Raw genomic sequence first — 17968 nt, forward strand, 5'->3', positions numbered from 1 at the left:
ACTCCTTTATGATTTAGGAAGATAAATATGGAAGGTGGTTCCTTCTCCTACTTTACTTTCAACCCGAACACTTCCCTTATGCTCTTTGATAATTTTAAAGCTAACCATCAGGCCAAGTCCAGTCCCTCTCTCTTTAGTTGTATAAAAGGGTTCACCCAGCTTCTTGATTTTATCCTTTGAGATTCCGCCTCCCTGGTCTTTAATCTCGATATGAATCATTTCATCCCCTGTCTCATGTATGTTGATGGAAATCACGCCTCCATCAGTCATGACTTCAATCGCATTCTTGATGACATTGATGAATACCTGTTTTAGCTGATTGGGTTCAGCTACGATAGCGGGAAGGTCATCCTGATAGCTTTCTTCATATTGAACATTATGCATGACTGCCTGGGCACTCAGTAAATCTACTGTATCTTTCATAATTTTAATTAAATTCGTTTCTTGATATTGGATTGCCTGTGGCTTTGCCAGGACAAGAAACTCCGTAATGATCGATTCAATTCGCTGAAATTCAGAAGTGATCACATTAAAATACATTTCATGATCTTTACCGACACTGTTTTCAAGCAGTTGAATGAACCCTTTCAGTGCAGTCATCGGATTTCTGATCTCGTGGGCAATCCCTGCAGCAAGCTCACCTACAACACTTAACGTGTCTGATTTTCTTAATTGTTCCTGCATTTCGATTTGATCCGTAATATCGCGAATGATGGTTAAATTCAAGTTGGAAAGTAAATTATATTTTGATGATAGCTCTACATATTGAACTCTATCCCTGTAAGTTGTTAACGTCTTTAAAAAGGTTGCCTGACCTTCCTCTTTCAACTGCTGTAAATATTCATCATACGTTTCTTCACCGGGCTCTATATTCAATATTTCCCTTACATCTTTTCCTATAAGCTGATCTTTTTCCATATTAATGATTTTGCTCACTTCGGGATTTGCATCTACGACAACATAATTATGATTGGTCAGTAGCAATCCGTCTAATGATCCTTCGAAAATCTTCCTGAATCTCTCTTCACTCTCACGCAATTCTTTCTCCATTTGGTATCGTTCACTGACATTTCGGAAAATGGTCATATTATATCCATCAACAGAATGAAGTTTTGAAGTGAATTCTAAATGCTTCAGCTGATTGTTCGGCATGAGAAATAATACTTCATCCCTTACAGCTCCGCTTCTGTTTAGTTGTTCCATGACCAGATCAAACTTTTGACTTTCCAAAGGATAAACGAAGTCCCTGATTTTTTTGGATAGGAGTTCAGAAAGCGTACACTCGAATATTTTCAGAGCTGAAGAGTTCGCTTTAAGGACCCTTCCGTCTTGATCCCACAGGACAATGGCATCGATCGCTTCCTCAAATAACCCTTTGAACAATTCTTCATTTCGCTTAAGCTGAATCTCCATCTGCCTCTTTTCAGTTACATCTCTAAGAATGGCCATATGGAGCTTGTGATGGACATAAGGGCTTGTGGTGAATTCCACGATTGACATGCTTTGTGATTTCTTGATAGGAATTTCACCGCGGGCTTTTTTGTTTTGAGAGATCAATTCTTTGATTTTGTCGATTTTATAGTGGGCATTCTCAGGAATGAAAGAGCTGATATTCCTGCTTGTGATCTCTTCCTTATCAAGTCCCACTTGTAAACTGAATGCATGATTTACATCATTGATATTCCCATGGATATCGAATAAGACGATTCCCTCTGATGCATTCTGGAAGATATTTGATAATAGGTGTACATTCAAATGATCCTTGCGTTCTTTCTCCTTCAATTCTGTAACATCCTTAAAATATAGATAAGCATTAGGAGAAATGGTCGATTTTTTTAACAATAGCTCGACATGAATGATTTTCTTCTCACTGACGTTCATCAGAGTTTCATCTTCAAGAGTTTTGCCTGTTTCCATGACTTCTTTATAATGGGCCACAATAGGAGCAGGTACTGAAGAGAAAAAGAGGCTAAACAGCTTCCCTACTACATCCTCATCATTTAATTGAAGGGTTTCATATGCCTCGGGGTTGGCATAAACGATGATTAACTCATGATTGATCACTAGCATCGGCATGGGTGAAGCTAAGCAAATTTCCCTATCAACGGGATGACATTGTCCCTCTTTTTGCTCTCTCTTCAATTTACTACTATTAGTCATTTCCTCATCCCCCTACTTTTTTAAAAGACGACCATTGGCTTAAGTCAGCTAGAAATCGCATAGCTTCCCATACTTTTGGTGATAATTAACAGTGAAATTCATGTTTTGCTCATTGTATCCTAGGGTAAGAATGAATGAGGATTAAACTTTTTAAAAGATGGTGAAGATATGAAACAGCGTGATTATTACTTCGATAATGCCAAATTCATTTTGATCTTTTTAGTGGTATTCGGACATGTTATCCGGTCCTATATTGAAAGTGATCCCTTTATCCTTTCTTTGTATAAAACGATTTACACCTTCCACATGCCTGCTTTCATTCTTGTAGCAGGATTTTTTGCAAAAGGTTTCTATAAAAAGGGATATATTCAAAAACTTGCTAAAAAATTGATACTTCCTTACATTGTGTTTCAATTGATCTACACGGTGTATTATCATTTTCTTTATCAAGAATCAACATTCGAGGTGGATCCTCTTAATCCACACTGGTCATTGTGGTTCCTCATCAGCCTTTTTTGTTGGAACGCACTGCTCTATGCATTCATCAAGTGGTTTAAGTTTAAACCGGTAACCGGACTTACAGTGGCCTTCTCCATTGGACTGATTGTTGGATTTGCAGATGTCATTTCGAATTATTTAAGCTTATCCAGGACATTCGTGTTTTTCCCGATCTTCTTGATGGGTTACTACATGGAAAAGGAGCATTTTGAATATTTTAAAACGAATAAAGCGCGTTTAGTGGCAGGTTCATTATTTGTAATCGTATTTCTTGGAATGTATTTCATCCCGGAATTTTCAGACAAATGGTTACTCGGCTCTAAGCCTTATGGAGATTTTGCATGGAATAGCGCCATCAGTATGGCAGTCAGGGCAGCAGTTTACTTATTGAACGTCGTCATGATCTTCAGCTTTTTTACTTTTGTGCCGACAAAGAGACAGTTTTTCACTAAATGGGGGAAAAACACTTTATATGTTTACTTGCTTCATGGTTTTCTCATCCGATTATTCCGTGAAAGCCAGCTTAAGGACATAATCGACCCGACTACTAGTTTATTACTGTTATTAGGTGTTTCTTTTGTTCTGACGATGATTTTTTCAACGAAATTCTTTACAAGCATCACACAACCGATCATTGAGTTTAAATCTACAAAATTGCAGAAACTTCTTTCAAAAAGAGAAATGAAAACAAGATAAACCTCACTAGAAAGGGCTGACCCAATTGTAACCATGGGCCAGTCCCTTTTCTTGTTAACTATTCCTTTTAGATTAGAATGCGAACTGGGATTCAACACAATTTTCAAAAAACTTATATTACCTATATTATTCGCACCTTTTCCTAAAATTCCTTCTAATAGTTACAATAAATTTAAATTCGTTTTAGACAAACATTGAGCTTTATCGCAAGCTTAGATAAAATGATAATCAGTATGATGTACGAACATCTTATTTCATATGTAAAATAGCACCAATCATTCGTCTGGCTGTTCTCTCGCCGGGTTGATTTAGAATAAAGGAGATTATAAATGAAGAAAGTCGTTTTAAGTACGTTAAATGCAAAATATATTCACACGAATTTAGCCATTCGCTGTTTAAAGGCTTATGCAGAGCCCGAATATGAAATCGAGCTCTCGGAGTACACCATCAAGGATCCAACGCTTAATATCGCAACTGACTTATTCTCAAAGAAGCCTGACATCATCGGCTTCAGCTGCTACATCTGGAATATCGAAGAGACAATCAAAGTCATCAAAATCCTTCGGAAAATCATGCCAGAGGTTACCATCATCCTAGGAGGGCCAGAAGTGACGTATGATGTTCCGTATTGGCTTGAGCGTCTTGATGAGGTTGATTTTATCATCATTGGTGAAGGCGAAGAGTCCTTCAAGCAGTTATTAGATCAGCTTCACGGTGAAAAAGATTGGTCAAAGGTATTCGGTGTGGCTTATTTAGAAGATGGTAAACCTGTCATCAAGCCTCAACAAAATAAGATAGACCTTCGGGAAGTTCCTTCACCTTTCCGATTTCAGGAAGATCTTTCTCAGCTCGGTAAGAGGGTGACGTATATCGAAACAAGCAGGGGTTGCCCTTTCCGATGTCAGTTCTGCCTTTCTTCTATTGAAGTAGGTGTTCGCTACTTTGACCGTGAGAAGGTCAAGGAAGATATTCGATTCCTGATGAAACATGGAGCGAAAACCATTAAATTTGTGGATCGCACCTTTAATATCAGCAGGAGCTACGCGATGGAAATGTTTCAATTTCTCATTGACGAGCACCTGCCGGGTACCGTATTCCAGTTTGAAATCACCGCGGATATCATGCGGCCTGAAGTGATTGAATTCCTTAACGAACATGCTCCTAGAGGGTTATTCCGTTTTGAAATCGGTATTCAATCAACCAATGATGAAACAAATGACCTTGTCATGCGGAAACAAAATTACAATAAACTGACAAGAACCGTCACCATGGTGAAAGACGGTGGAAAAATTGATCAGCATCTCGATTTGATTGCAGGTCTGCCCGAAGAGGATTATCATTCATTCCGCAAAACATTCAATGACGTATTCGAATTGAGACCAGAAGAGCTTCAATTAGGGTTCTTAAAGATGCTTCGGGGAACAGGATTAAGAATTCGCGCCAATGATCATCAGTATACGTATATGGACCATTCTCCTTACGAGATCTTGGGTAATAATGTATTGTCTTTCGACGACATTGTGAGGATCAAGCAGGTTGAGGACGTTTTGGAAAAATATTGGAACGACCATCGCATGGATCGTACGATTGAATATTTGGTGACCAATTGTTTTGAAACACCATTCGATTTCTTCCAGCAATTCGGTTCCTATTGGGAGAATAAGGGGTGGTCACGAATAGGTCATCAATTAGAAGATTTATTCAGACGCCTCCATGAGTTCCTATCCACTGAGACAAACTTTCCTATTTCAATCATTGAAGGTCTCATGAAGCTGGATTATTTAGAGAATCAGAAGTATAAACCAAGAAAACCGTGGTGGACTCATGAACTTACAAAGGAAGATCGTTCAAATATCTATCAAACCCTATTGGCAGAACCTTCTATAGCAGGGGAAGCATTTGAACATTTAAAGCTCAATGAAAAAGAGTTGTATAAACACACCTTGTTGGAAACGATTCAATCCAAATCAGGTCAGGACCAGTACGTACTGGCCTACTTTGAGCCCTCTACCGGTCAATCGACTGTATTTGAATTTGATCGCGAACTTGTTTAGTGATAACAAAGAAAAAATGTTAAGCGAATCGCTTAACATTTTTTCTTTGTTTCTTGTGTTTTGGATTGTTTTTGTGTCACTTCAATAATCTTGGCTGCGTTAACGTCGCCAAATTCCTGACCAAATTCTTCCCGGAAAGACTGCTTTTTATCTTTCATCAGCTTCTTCCCTTTTTCCCTCTTGAAGAATTTCGATTCTTTCCTTTTGCCGGATCTTCCCCTTGAGTGAATTCAGCTGAGAATTCGGTCTCCTGCTTATTTTTAAGTGGAGTTTGATTGTTTTTTTCTGCTGCATTATACTGTGCTTTTCTTTTCAAAATGGCTCATCTCCTTTGTTGACCTTATTTTTCCCCTTTGTCCTTATTCCATTCTTCTAAATACAGGCATTCCTTCCGTTCAATGAAAAAAGTTGAATAAATCAATGGTTAATCCGGAAACTAAGGGAAAAGGGTCGAATGAGGATATGACATGATACTAATTTTTTTGCTGGCTTACGCTATTTTAGGATGGAGATTTGGCAATTGGAAAGATTTCTTAAGCTATTATCCCACATTATTATTTTTTATTATTGGGGATTTACTCTCCCAGTTTCTTCTGTATGATTACTCCATGTGGGAATTCCGCACTGTCACTCCGATTGACGATTCCCTTTATTTGAATCACACCATTATTTCATTGAGTAAAATGGTCATTCAGTATACGGTGACTATCGCCATTTTTATTGGCAGGCTTCCCAATTCAAATTTCTTGAAGCTATGCTGGATTATACTGTGGACAGGAATTTATGGAGTGACAGAAGGTCTTTCCCATGTCCTGGGAATGATGACATACCATCACGGGTGGGGTTTCAGTTGGGATATTCTCTTTAATCTTATGATGTTCACAGTACTGATTGTACACCATAAAAACCCGATTTTAGGTTGGCTCATCTCTTTTCCCATCATCCTATTCCTTTTCCTTTACTTTGACGTACCGTATTCGGCATTGAAATAAAGTAGCGCATCTAAGACACAAAAAACGATGCTCCTTGAAGCATCGTTTTAAAAAGGAGTTCATTACCCTATAATGACCCGCTCTTTTGGGTAATGGTATTTCGCTGTCTTCTCTTTTCCACCTATCATAAAGAGGAATGAGAGTATTCCCACCCGACCGATAAACATTAACGCTATGATGACACATTTTCCAACAGATGATAATTCTGAGGTGATTCCCATGGATAATCCCGTCGTTCCAAATGCTGACGCCACTTCAAAGACAATCTCCATAATGGAATGATCCTCAGTGAATGTCAGGATGATCACAGATAAGAAGCAGATAAAAATCGCCATCATCGTCACGACGAGGGATTTAATAACATCTTGTTGATGAATTTCTCTCTTGAAAATTTTGATTGTCTGATTTCCCTTTGCGAAATGAAACAAAAATAAGATATTAAGGGCAAAAGTTGTAGTCCTGATTCCGCCACCAACAGAGCTGGGTGAAGCCCCTATGAACATAAGGGCACTCATGACCAACAAAGTGGGAGATGAGAACTCGGCCACGTTCATCGTAGCAAGTCCACCATTTCTGGTCGTGGCTGATTGGAAGAATGCATAAAAGAATGCTTCATGCCACTCCATACCGTTAAAAAAGCGGTTATATTCAAAGATAAAAATGACTAATGCCCCAAACAGCATCAACCCAAAAAATGTAACGGTAGTGATCTTAGAATATAAAGAAAAGTGATGCCTATTTCGTTGTTTACTCATTAAATAATCTTTGGTCTCTATCAGAACAGGAAATCCAATTGCACCCAACGTTAATAAAATGATGTTGATGAATTGAACGAAATAGTCATTCGCATAAGGAATGAGGGACTGTCCTGTAATATCAAATCCGGCATTTGTTGTTGCACTCACTGAGGCAAATAATCCTTGTAAAAAGGCTTCCTGCCAGGTTGGATAATAACCTAAGAAATAGACACCCAAAATAAACGCCCCTACCATTTCGATAAAGATGATCAAAAGTAATATCTGCTTTAACAGACTGACCAATCCTGCAAGGCTCGTTTGATTCTGATCGGTCATAATCAGTCGTCGTTCTTTCAATCCAATCTTTTTTCCCACGATCAACCAGAAGAACGTACCAAGTGTCATGATTCCAATCCCGCCAAATTGAAGCACAAACATTAAGATGAAGATACCTGTCGTATTGAATGTATCTACTGTGCTCACAACGGTGAGCCCTGTTACACTTACAGCACTGACAGCTGTAAAGATCGCATCTAAGAAATTCCACTCTGCCCCTGATTTATGAGCTAAGGGAAGACTGAGCAGGATCGTCGCAATCGTCACGGCAAGAAAGTAATACGTGACGATGACTTGTGCAGGTGTTAATTTATTTAGATTGTATCTAAGCTTATACCACATATATGTATTTCCCTTTCAACGTTATTTCCTTTTCTATCTTAAAGAATATAGCTGAAGAATGAAAGGAAAATTGAATATTTTCTTTCATGTTTATTCTTCCTTTATTCATAGCCGATTAAACCAATCACTAGTATGATTTATCATATCTATGCAAACAATACAATTTCGGCGAAATATTACCATTCATGTTCGCCTTAGGTAATACAAATAATATGACTACTGAAACATTCATTGTTTCAAATATACTGGTGAGGAGGAAACCGACCATGGCTAGAAGTTCAAATAAGTTACTTGTTCCAGGTGTTGAACAATACCTTGATCAAGTGAAATATGAAATCGCTCAGGAATTTGGTGTGACGCTTGGATCTGATACAGTAGCACGCTCTAATGGATCAGTTGGTGGAGAAATCACAAAACGCCTCGTTAAACAAGCTCAGTCTCAACTAACTGGACAACAAACTAAATAATATGGCATCAGGGTAGCTGGAATATACCAGCTACCCTTTTCATGCAATAACAAAGACCCATTCCTAGAATGAGTCTTTGACAGGATCATTAATCTTTTCGATTATTTTTTCTTTCCTCATGATCTTCTTTCTTTTCTTCTTTTCTGTTTTCATTTTCATCATGCTTGCTATGATCCTGATTCTCTTTACTATGTGAATAATCCTTGTCATCATGATTTGATTGATGGTGTCCTCTGTTTTCTTTATGACTTTGAGAATGATCCCTGTATTCTTGCTTATCAGGTTTTTCTTTTTCATCATTCTTACCAGGTTGAGGATTTTCACGTTTAGTATGAGCATCATTATGGAGACCCTCGGGTTTACCTGTGCTTTGATTCTTATCATTTACTGATGGTGTCACCTTTTGGTTCTCTTCATGGGAGTTTTTATCTTCCGTATTCGACTCTTGCTTTTCTATCTCTTTTTTGATACCCGAATTCTCATTTTTAACAGGTTCGATAGTGCGATAGGTATTTTTTTCAGATTCTCGAATGAGGGAACCAGCAGTCATGCCCTTCTCTGCTGCTTCTTCCCTAAATGCTTTGGAAGTTTCCTTTACGATGATGTTTGTGTGATGATCGGAACTGTAACCCTCGACAAACTCATTTAGCTCATCCAGTAATTCATTCTCTTTATTGCGATCGGTATCATCAAGGAACGAGGAAGTGATCAAAACATCTTGTTTATTCTTTAGATACCCAAGTCTTTCACTTAACAGAAGGATTTCCTTTGTCACTTTTCCCACATCTTCATTCTCCCAATGAGGAAGTTCTTTTATAAGGACTTTGGCATCATCATTGAATGGCTTGATTTCGATTACCTCCTGCCCTTTGTTCAAAGTTAATTCCATACTGGGATTGATGTCGACCGATACATAGGCATAAGCCCGATTGTTTTGGATCATCGCACTTGAAAGCACGGCAATGATGAGAACCAGGACTGTGAGCAATGAAGTCGATATTTTCCAATTCCATTTGAGGACTGGTTTAGAATCTGAGGATTCTTTATGCAGCGGAAAGAATGGTATCTCTTCCCCTATAGAATACTGTTGATCGGGTTGTTTTCTTCCTTTGAGAAACTCCCCTTCTGGTGTCATCATAATCAGGATATCCCGTTTGATTTCCATAATGATCCCTTGTTTCATATCTCTAACCGCCCTTTTAAATAATCCCGTAAATAAATATAATCCCCAATAAGGATCAGTGAAATAGCAATAATATATTTCCTGTTTCTCTCAATGGTTTTTCTGCTGACGTTTACCTGCTTCTCTAATTTTTTGATTGGTAACCGCTTTTTTTCTATAAGATAATCCAATATTTCCTTTGAGCTTACCACCTTGTTGGCGATTTCAATGGCATTCAATCTCGCATCTTCATGCTTAGGGGATTGTTCGACAAGCTCATGAAAGGATAGCTTGAAGTGTGCCAGTTGTTCTTGGAAAGACAGAATCTCTTCACGCCTCTTATTCGCTTCCTCCTGCTTTTCGAACTCCTCCACAGATACAATTTGATCAATCGTCAAATTGGAAGATTCTTCACCCTCATCACCCAAACTCATATCAATGCTAACATCCTGATACCTTCCATTTTTCCTGATATAATCGATCACTTTCCGTTTAATGATCACTTCGGAAAAACTAATGATAGAGGCGCCACGTTGTTGGTTATACTTTAAGATAGCATCATGAAAGGCAATCAGACCAATGCTGAATTCATCGTCACTTTCATAAATAAACCTTTTACAAACGGAAGATACCGTTTTCTTAATAAATGGTTTATAGTCTTCAAGTACTTCGTTCAATAATTGTTGATCCCCATTTTGTATATGAATCGCTATCTCTTCCAACGTTTGCTTTTTCTTTTGTTTTGCGAGTAGAAATAGTACTACATTTAGCATCAGCCTCACCCCATCCTGCACACTATTATACTCATAAGATATTGAATGTAAAAGGATATTAGGGAGAAAAGGGCTGAATGACAACCCTCTTCTGACTGATATGACAATAACGTTCAGCCTCTACCATGAGATCATGGATGATTATTCTTTATGGTGACCCTTACCGTGTTCTTGCCCTTTTTCACCGTGCTGATGTTTTTCAGCTGATTCTTGATGATGTTTCTTTTCTTCTTTTTGCTCATGACGGTATTCTTTTGCTTCTGTTTTCTCTTCTTTTCGTTCTTTTCTTGCTTCTTGTTTTGCTTCTTTATGTTGAGTTTTCCATTCGTTTTTCGCTTCTTTTTTCTCTACACGTGGAGTGACTTTTACTGTTTCTTCTTGTTTTTCCGTTTCATCAATTGTCGTTTCAGTACTTTGTTCTACTGTTTCTTCTGTTTCAACTTCTGCTGGTTCAGAGTTTTCCACTGTTGTTTCTTCAGCTTCTGTCTTTTCTTCAGATTCAGCCTCTTCTTTAGCTTCAGCCTTTTTCGCTGCTTTTTCTTCTATCTTTGCTAGTTTTTCAGCTAATTTCTTATAGCTCTTTTCGATATTCTTCTGTAGAGCCGCTTTAGCTTTAGGGTTTTGTACTTTTTCTAAATTCGCTTTAAGAGATAGGATGTTTTGAGCCATCATTTCTTCCATGTCACTCATATCATCTGATTTCTCTTCTGTTTGCTCTTTTGTCTCACTATCGTCTGATTTTTCCTCTGTTTGCTCTTTTGTCTCACTATCATCTGATTTTTCTTCTTTTACAGAATCTTCATCAGTTGCATTTTCTGAACCATCTTCCACGTCGGATTTATCAGAATCAGTTTCTCCGTTTCCTTCCTCCGTTGAATCTTTTTCACTTTCATCGTCAGACCACTGATCTTCAGATTGTTGAATTAACTCAATTGCGTTATTCAAGGCTTCGATGGCATCTTCTTGTTTACCATCTTTAAATAGGGCTTCTACTTCTGCCAATCTTTCTGCAGCGTAACCAGCTAATAATTTTGCTTCTTTCGCATCATCCATTGTAAAGGCGAGCTGAATCTTTTCAATAGCCAACTTCGCAAAATAGAAAAAGTCACCAGGTAGTAAGGAAGGCGTCTCAGTAGATTCTTCCAGTTTTTCGATTTCATTCTTTGCTGAATTCAACATAGCATCGTCGTTCACAGCAACGTTTGTATTAGATGTTGAGTTCTCTTGTTCCATTTTGATTGTATCGAAGTTTTCGTCGTTCGAGTTTGCAAACGCGAATGTACTTGGAAAGGTAATGGAACTTGCTACAATAACAGCTAATGATGATTTCATGATTTTAGATTGTTTATTCATATGTACACCTCTTGAGTTATTAGTATTTGGCCGATCGATCGCCTTATTAAAGGAGTTACGTATTGAAGATTTTTTTTGAGGGGGTTTCTCACAATAAAAATTGAAAATGATTTTTAAAGAAGTGCGAGTAAGTAGAGAAATTCACTACGGAATCCTTTGTTTAAAGGCTTTTAACTTCTCAAAAAAAAAAAAGCTAACGTGAATGTGACACGTTAGCTTTTGATAAAGTTTATTCTGCTTTGGCTTCTACTTCTTCTTCTGTCTGTTTTGCTTTTTTTCTGGATAATAAATATCCTCCTACAGAAAGCAGGATCAGGACACTCCAGAATACAAGCTTCCATGCTTTAGATTCTGGGAAATGATGATCCAGTATGGCTACATCAGGATGGGCAAGGGTAAATACCGCAAGCTTCACTCCAACCCAGCCAACAATTAAGAAGGCTGCTGATTCTAAAGTAGGGTATTTCTCCAGCAATTTAACAAACCATGTCGCTGCAAATCGCATAATCACTAAACCAATGATGCCGCCGAGGAACATGACAATAAACTGTCCTCCATCTATTCCCCCTACATCAAACCAGCCTGTCGGTTTAAGAGTGACGGCTAAGGCAACTGCCGCCAGCATCGAGTCAACCGCAAATGCGATATCAGCAAGCTCTACCTTAAGTACCGTAGTCCAAAATCCCGATCCCTTTGATGGTTCTGCCTCTACTGCCCCAGTATCTTTTCTCTTTTTAACGAAATGGTGAATGGCCACGTAGAATAAGTAGATGGCCCCGATTGCCTGTACCTGCCACACATTGACTAAGAAAGAAATGAGGAATAGTGCCGCGAACCTGAATACAAATGCCCCTAAAAGACCATAAAAAAGTGCTTTTTTTCTTTGTTCCACAGGAAGATGTTTGACCATGACAGCCATAACAACCGCATTATCCGCAGCTAAAATCCCTTCAAGACCTACCAATATCAGCAGGACCCATCCATATTCCAATAACATTGAAGCATCCATACCTTTAGTCCCTCCCTATTCACATAGTTAGTTTTCCAATAGGCAAGGAATTTTATAAAATAAAAAGACCCTTGCCTAAATAAGGCAAAGGTCTTGCTTAGCATACGGATATGCCAACAAAGCCGATGGAATACTCCATGAATTGACGACTTTGTTTAGGTATAAAACCTATAGCTACTCCCCTTTGACAGGTAGAAAACGTTAATTTGTATACATGTATTCTAACTCATAAAGAAGTTTTCGTAAAGATATAAGATTTATTTAAAGCGGATCAGGATGGAACGAAACATAAACCCCAGGATGACTCCGGGAATCACGAATAGTATGGGTAAAAAAATCGGACCGATAAATTTTCCGAATAGATAAACCTTTGGTGAATACATAAGGCCCACTGTCACCATATAGGCAGACATAACAAAAGGCAAAAAGCTGTACCTTGCCTCTTCTCCATCAGCAAGCTTATAAGCATCCCACATAGCAAACATATATAAACAAGGATAAAACATCAACCATTGATAATCAATGACACTGGCTGCTTTATGTGTATCCCCCAAAAAGCTATACATGATTCCCAGATTGAAATGACTTTGAACATTGATGATGATCTCAAGTATGACGAACAGCGCTCCCTTAAACCACAAACCGACAAGCAATTGAGGAAAACCCGGCAGGGCGATACTCCAAAGGATTCCTTCTAATTTGGTTATGGATGCTTTCATGTGCATCCCTTGGAACTGAATAATTGGTGACATAGGTCCCCAGCATAGCGCTTTGAGTTATGGATGTGTATGTATCTGTCTGGATGTTGCTTCAGGGAAAGTGACATCTTGAGATTCCTCCTAATGATGCTTCTCCTCTTATTTTTACCATATCTCTCCCAATTATTACGGCTCCCTGATTGAATGTATCCATCCAACATTTAATATTAATTAATTTTCACATGTAAATGCTCATTGGAAGAATGCTGAAGGTAGAAGGCCACCATATTTTCGATTTGACTGTCAAAGGTTGGACATTGAATCGATGAGCCTTCTAAATCCTGTTGGGCCGTTTGACAATCGAATCTCCCTTGAAGTGTGAAATAATCCAATGCTTCTCTTTCAACCCCTAAGAACCGACGTATGGAACGAATGCGAAGTGCCCAATTAGTAAGGGACAGCGGAATATTTCCTCTCGGCTTCTTTTTCAGCATTTGCCATAAGATCTTCTCATACACTTCCTTTACCATGAGAGGTTCCGGATCTGTAAGGTGATATGTCTTTCCCTTGCCTATTTCTTCATGACCAAGGTAGATGGATGCCCTTACAACGTATTCGACAGGGACAATATTTATATGGGATCTGCCTTCACCCAGATAGGGTATCCATGGGAGAAAGGATAATCGTTTAAACATATTCATGATGAAGTATGGTCCATCAAATTTAATGGTCTCTCCTGTCTTCGAATTTCCTTTCACAATTCCCGGACGAATGATGCTGACCGGCAGCTTGTCCTTTACATTCTCCACAAGAACCTCTGCCTCATATTTCGTCTGTTCATAGTAGTTATGAAATCGTACTGGATAGATCAATTCATTTTCCATTATTTCACCTTCACGAGATCCAGCGACAAATGCGGTGGAAAAGTACACATATCTCTTTAAAAGGTAAAGGGTTTGACAGAAATCGTTCACTTGGCGAGTTCCTTCTACATTGACTTTTAGGGCGAGCTCTTTAGGAACGGCAAGATCATACAGGGCTGCTAAATGCCAGACATATTCGACTTCATTGCGCACCCTTGAGAGATTATCTGCAGACATACCGAGATCCCGTTTTGTAATGTCACCTTCCACAAGGATCAGTTCACCTTGGGATAATGACCTTAGTTTCTGTATACCTTCTTCTGCTTGCTTGGTCATTGAGTTCAGATGGAGTAAGTACACTTTTAAAACCTTCTCCTGTCTAAGCAGTTCCTCTACAATATTTAAACTTAGAAACCCTGGAAATCCCGTGATAAAATATACCCCTTTGTTCATTTGGCTGACCTCTCCCTCAGGTTATTTTTCTAAAAAAAGAGTTAACCCTACTAAGTCGCCTCATTTTCTTTGAAGCGTTGCTTAGCATTCGGGTTAACTCTGGTTGTGTGTTTTATTCTTTATATTGATATGTTCCTCTATGCTTCTTCATTCTTCTCGTCTCTTTGTCAAAGAAGCTATATACAATCGGGATGACGTATATCGTTAATAATGTAGAACTGATGAGTCCACCAATGACGGCAATCCCCATCGGTTGATTGATTTCTGTACCTTCTCCTATACCAAGAGCGAGAGGTAATAAACCTAGAATAGTCGTTAAGGCCGTCATGAAGATCGGTCTTGCGCGGTCCTGCACAGCTTCCACGATACTGTCAAAGCTATTGGTCCCGGATTCTTTACGCTGATTGATATAATCGACGATGACGATCGCATTATTGACAACAATTCCCGCGAGAACAATCACTCCAATGATGGCTGAAATACTGATAGGTGTCTGCGTAATGCTAAGAGCGATAGCTACTCCTATGACCATGAGCGGTACGGTGAACATGATGACAAACGGATACTTAAATGATTCAAATTGTGCAGCCATCACCATGTATACTAGAACGATGGCCAGTCCAAGTGCAAGTGCCATGTCGTCAATGGAGTCCTCTAGTAGCTCCCGATCTCCACTGAAAGAAACAAGGGTTTCGTTCGGTAGATCCAAAGATTCGATCTTTTCATCAACTGCCTTGGAAATCGCACCAAGATTGGTTTCAGATGTATACTTCAGTGTAAATTGTACGGCATGCTGCTGATCGATCCTCTGAATGCTGACAGGTCCATCTTCAATCGAAAAGTCTACGACGGAATTCAACTGAATGTACTTTCCCTGACCATTTGGAATGAGGAGCTTTTTTAATGAATCAAGATTCTCCGTGATATTCCGGTCATATTGTACAAGTACATTGATGACATCGGAATCTTCCGTGACCATCTGAGTTGTCAGCACCCCCCGTGTGACATCCTGAACGAGGGTCCCGATCTGAGCTGGGGCCAATCCCTGTCGAAGAGCTTCCTCTCGATTCACCTTCATTTGAACCTCTTTTACCGTTTCCATCTGATCTGTCGAAACTTCGGAAACATCCTTCATCTCTTTCAATGAAGAGAATAATTTATTCACTGCTTTATCCAAACGATTCTGATCCGTATCCCTTAAATTAAACGTTAAGGTTTGAGGACTTGAACCTGAAGTGGATTGTAGATTAAATGAAACGTCAGCTGATTTATTAACTTTTTGTGCTGCCTTTTCCACTTTAGGCTTCACTTCATCCGCAAAATTAAAAATCGACCTATTCCTCTCCTCTAAAGGCTTCATTTTCACATAAACCTCTGCAATATTCCCTTTCGTACTTCCCCTGAAAGATTCCTCCTGGGTCGTCCCGACAAGACTGACAAATACATCAACATCTTTTTCCTTCTTTAATTCTTTTTCAATTGCTTTTACCACTTTGTTGGTCTCGTCAACAGATGCACCATTTCCCAGTTCGACCCTCATGTTGAAAAATCCTTCATCAGTAGGCGGCAAAAACTGAGTTCCTACTGTCGTAAGTCCCAGACCACCTGCCACTAGAGTAATGAGTGTGATAAACAACACGATGAACCTGTGACGTAGCGCCCACTTTACAGAGCGAGCGAAATTCTTTCTACTTTTAGACCGTCTTCGTTTTGCTTCCAGGTTTCCTTTAGGTTTTTTCAATAATCTGCTAGCCAGCATCGGAATAACCGTTAAGGCTACAACGAGTGAAGCCAGCAAGCTAAATGAGATGGTCAAGGCGAATTCGGTGAATAGTTCACCGAGTAATCCAGAGATGAAAACAACCGGCAGAAATACAGCAACCGTCGTAAGAGTTGAGGCCGTAATGGCTCCCCCTACTTCTTTTGCCCCAATACTAGCCGCTTCTCTTGCGCTTTTACCAAGGGACAGGTGGCGGTAGATATTCTCAATGACGACAATCGCATTATCCACGAGCATCCCTATCCCAAGAGCAAGTGCTCCGAGTGTCATGATATTTAATGCGAAATCGGCAAAGAACATAAGAACGAATGTAACGATGACAGAGTAAGGAATCGCTACCCCGATAATGAGAGGACTTCTTACATTCTTTAAAAACAGAAAGAGTACAAGCATCGCAAAAGCTCCGCCTATCAAGAGGGAATTAGCGATATTTCCGATAGCTTGGGTGATATAATCACCCTGATCGAATAAGACATCCGCTTTAATCGATTGATATTGATCTTGCTTGAGGAGGCGATTGAGCTCTTTTTGAAATGCTTTAGATACAGAAGCCGTGTTTGCGTCGGATTGTTGCAATACACTGAACAATATGGCCGGCTCTTGATTAGCCCGCGTGATCGTATCCATATCCTGTTGTCTTTTTTCAACGGTTGCAACATCTGAAAGCGTGATTTTCTTACCTGTTTGAGGATTCACTTGGAGAACCAATTTCTTTAATTCATCCACAGACTGCAATTTGCTTAATACCCTTGTCGTCAAGGTTTGGCCATTTGTATCAATCGTATCACCGGGAGCAGTCACATTGTTTGCACGAATGGTATTAACGACCATCTCCTGACTCAAACGATGATCCTTGAGAGATTGCTGATTCAATTCAATAACCACTTCATCTTTTAACGACCCTGAGACATTAACGTTAGCTACACCCTCGACTCTCGTAAGTTCCAATTTCAATTTCTCTGATAATGTCTTTAAATTACTCTCGTTCCCCTCTTCCCTCAAGGAGAATTGGATGATCGGAAACTGGGCAGGGTCAAATTTTAGAAATCTTGGATTTTCTGCTCCATCCGGGAGAGGAGTCTGATCCAATCTTTGAAGGACATCGTTTTCTATATCATCGATGGAAGTTGACCACGTAAATTCCAAGAGGATGAAGTTGGAACCTTCCCTTGAAGTCGACTGAATGTTTTTCATCCCGGGAAGGGTTGATAAGCTTTCTTCCAGGGGTTTCGTTACCTTTTCCATCACTTCCTGAGGACCCGCTCCAGGATAATTGGTGACTACGACCCCTACTGGAGGATTGAGGTCCGGAATGAGTTTTAGGGGTATCTTCAGAAGGGACACCCCTCCCAGGATAAGGATAAGCAGCATGGTAATAATGGTGAATACAGGACGGCGTATGGAAAAATCACTAATCTTCAATGGAGTGCTCCCCTTTCTTTATCTATTCCAATTTATTATGTTATGGAAGCAGTTACTGTTAACTATAGTCTCTTCAGGAAGATCCTTCAATATTTAAGCGTCTAAGGAAAAAAATAACTTTTTATTTTCTTTGCCATAAATAATTCCACCCCATCTGTGTACACTATTTTTAT

15 protein-coding genes and 1 riboswitch are annotated in these 17968 nt (G+C 39.3%); of the genes, 4 read left to right on the forward strand and 11 right to left on the reverse strand.

Translation table 11 applies throughout. From position 1 onward, the window contains the following. Positions 1-6: 6 nt before the first annotated feature. Positions 7-2160 (reverse strand): PAS domain S-box protein, encoded by a 2154-nt coding sequence (locus LCL96_RS10670; RefSeq protein ID WP_224941463.1) that lies wholly within the window; start codon positions 2158-2160, stop codon positions 7-9. A gap of 168 nt (positions 2161-2328) precedes the next feature. Between LCL96_RS10670 and LCL96_RS10675 the strand changes: the two genes are divergently transcribed. After that, a complete protein-coding gene (locus LCL96_RS10675; protein WP_224941464.1) occupies positions 2329-3354 on the forward strand; it encodes an acyltransferase family protein in 1026 nt (341 codons plus the stop codon). A 329-nt stretch (positions 3355-3683) separates the two neighbouring features. Then, positions 3684-5408, forward strand: a complete 1725-nt coding sequence (locus tag LCL96_RS10680) for a B12-binding domain-containing radical SAM protein (protein ID WP_224941465.1) — start codon at positions 3684-3686, stop codon at positions 5406-5408. Positions 5409-5440: 32 nt separating this feature from the next. Here LCL96_RS10680 and LCL96_RS23440 read toward each other — a convergent pair whose 3' ends face one another. Continuing rightward, on the reverse strand, positions 5441-5566 hold the full coding sequence (locus LCL96_RS23440) for a hypothetical protein (protein ID WP_263628152.1): 126 nt from the start codon (positions 5564-5566) through the stop codon (positions 5441-5443). Then, the gene (locus LCL96_RS10685; RefSeq protein WP_224941466.1) at positions 5566-5724 is read right to left on the reverse strand and encodes a hypothetical protein; all 159 of its coding nucleotides are present in this window, start codon (positions 5722-5724) and stop codon (positions 5566-5568) included. Before LCL96_RS10685 ends, LCL96_RS23440 begins: the two co-directional genes overlap by 1 nt. Positions 5725-5875: 151 nt before the next feature. Between LCL96_RS10685 and LCL96_RS10690 the strand changes: the two genes are divergently transcribed. Beyond that, entirely contained in the window at positions 5876-6400 is a 525-nt protein-coding gene (locus tag LCL96_RS10690; protein ID WP_224941467.1) for a hypothetical protein, read from the forward strand. 62 nt (positions 6401-6462) lie between these two features. On the opposite strand, the gene LCL96_RS10695 is transcribed toward LCL96_RS10690, so the two are convergent. After that, the gene (locus LCL96_RS10695) at positions 6463-7815 is read right to left on the reverse strand and encodes a TrkH family potassium uptake protein (protein ID WP_224941468.1); all 1353 of its coding nucleotides are present in this window, start codon (positions 7813-7815) and stop codon (positions 6463-6465) included. A 266-nt stretch (positions 7816-8081) separates the two neighbouring features. On the opposite strand from LCL96_RS10695, the gene LCL96_RS10700 reads away from it, so the two are divergent. After that, positions 8082-8282 (forward strand): alpha/beta-type small acid-soluble spore protein, encoded by a 201-nt coding sequence (locus LCL96_RS10700; RefSeq protein ID WP_034763616.1) that lies wholly within the window; start codon positions 8082-8084, stop codon positions 8280-8282. 88 nt (positions 8283-8370) lie between these two features. Here the strand turns inward: LCL96_RS10700 and LCL96_RS10705 are convergent, their stop codons facing one another. From LCL96_RS10705 to LCL96_RS10735, 7 genes are all read right to left on the reverse strand, one after another. Then, positions 8371-9465, reverse strand: a complete 1095-nt coding sequence (locus LCL96_RS10705; protein ID WP_224941469.1) for an anti-sigma factor domain-containing protein — start codon at positions 9463-9465, stop codon at positions 8371-8373. Continuing rightward, on the reverse strand, positions 9462-10217 hold the full coding sequence (gene sigI, locus LCL96_RS10710) for an RNA polymerase sigma factor SigI (protein WP_224941470.1): 756 nt from the start codon (positions 10215-10217) through the stop codon (positions 9462-9464). The genes LCL96_RS10705 and sigI overlap by 4 nt, the downstream gene beginning before the upstream one ends. Positions 10218-10358: 141 nt before the next feature. Further along, on the reverse strand, positions 10359-11570 hold the full coding sequence (locus LCL96_RS10715) for a DUF5667 domain-containing protein (protein WP_224941471.1): 1212 nt from the start codon (positions 11568-11570) through the stop codon (positions 10359-10361). A gap of 229 nt (positions 11571-11799) precedes the next feature. After that, positions 11800-12579: a TerC family protein gene (locus LCL96_RS10720; protein ID WP_224941472.1), complete on the reverse strand. Its 780-nt coding sequence runs from the start codon at positions 12577-12579 to the stop codon at positions 11800-11802. Between the two features lie 99 nt (positions 12580-12678). After that, positions 12679-12774, reverse strand: a riboswitch (yybP-ykoY riboswitch). A 62-nt stretch (positions 12775-12836) separates the two neighbouring features. Further along, positions 12837-13304 carry a hypothetical protein gene (locus tag LCL96_RS10725; RefSeq protein WP_397550048.1) on the reverse strand — a complete coding sequence of 156 codons (468 nt, stop codon included), beginning with the start codon at positions 13302-13304 and terminating at the stop codon, positions 12837-12839. A gap of 200 nt (positions 13305-13504) precedes the next feature. After that, positions 13505-14593: an SDR family oxidoreductase gene (locus LCL96_RS10730; protein WP_224941474.1), complete on the reverse strand. Its 1089-nt coding sequence runs from the start codon at positions 14591-14593 to the stop codon at positions 13505-13507. A 112-nt stretch (positions 14594-14705) separates the two neighbouring features. Then, entirely contained in the window at positions 14706-17795 is a 3090-nt protein-coding gene (locus tag LCL96_RS10735; RefSeq protein ID WP_224941475.1) for an efflux RND transporter permease subunit, read from the reverse strand. Positions 17796-17968 lie beyond the last annotated feature (173 nt).

Source organism: Rossellomorea aquimaris (genome assembly GCF_020172085.1).
GTDB classification, from domain to species: Bacteria; Bacillota; Bacilli; order Bacillales; family Bacillaceae_B; genus Rossellomorea; species Rossellomorea aquimaris_E.

Coding starts and splice junctions, on each gene's coding strand:
- LCL96_RS10670 (WP_224941463.1), bottom strand. CDS start 2,160: ATGACTAATAGTAGTAAATTGAAGAGAGAGCAAAAAGAGGGACAATGT.
- LCL96_RS10680 (WP_224941465.1), top strand. CDS start 3,684: ATGAAGAAAGTCGTTTTAAGTACGTTAAATGCAAAATATATTCACACG.
- LCL96_RS10715 (WP_224941471.1), bottom strand. CDS start 11,570: ATGAATAAACAATCTAAAATCATGAAATCATCATTAGCTGTTATTGTA.
- LCL96_RS10705 (WP_224941469.1), bottom strand. CDS start 9,465: ATGAAACAAGGGATCATTATGGAAATCAAACGGGATATCCTGATTATG.
- LCL96_RS10730 (WP_224941474.1), bottom strand. CDS start 14,593: ATGAACAAAGGGGTATATTTTATCACGGGATTTCCAGGGTTTCTAAGT.
- LCL96_RS23440 (WP_263628152.1), bottom strand. CDS start 5,566: ATGAAAGATAAAAAGCAGTCTTTCCGGGAAGAATTTGGTCAGGAATTT.
- LCL96_RS10675 (WP_224941464.1), top strand. CDS start 2,329: ATGAAACAGCGTGATTATTACTTCGATAATGCCAAATTCATTTTGATC.
- LCL96_RS10690 (WP_224941467.1), top strand. CDS start 5,876: ATGATACTAATTTTTTTGCTGGCTTACGCTATTTTAGGATGGAGATTT.
- LCL96_RS10720 (WP_224941472.1), bottom strand. CDS start 12,579: ATGGATGCTTCAATGTTATTGGAATATGGATGGGTCCTGCTGATATTG.
- sigI (WP_224941470.1), bottom strand. CDS start 10,217: ATGCTAAATGTAGTACTATTTCTACTCGCAAAACAAAAGAAAAAGCAA.
- LCL96_RS10700 (WP_034763616.1), top strand. CDS start 8,082: ATGGCTAGAAGTTCAAATAAGTTACTTGTTCCAGGTGTTGAACAATAC.
- LCL96_RS10695 (WP_224941468.1), bottom strand. CDS start 7,815: ATGTGGTATAAGCTTAGATACAATCTAAATAAATTAACACCTGCACAA.
- LCL96_RS10725 (WP_397550048.1), bottom strand. CDS start 13,304: ATGCACATGAAAGCATCCATAACCAAATTAGAAGGAATCCTTTGGAGT.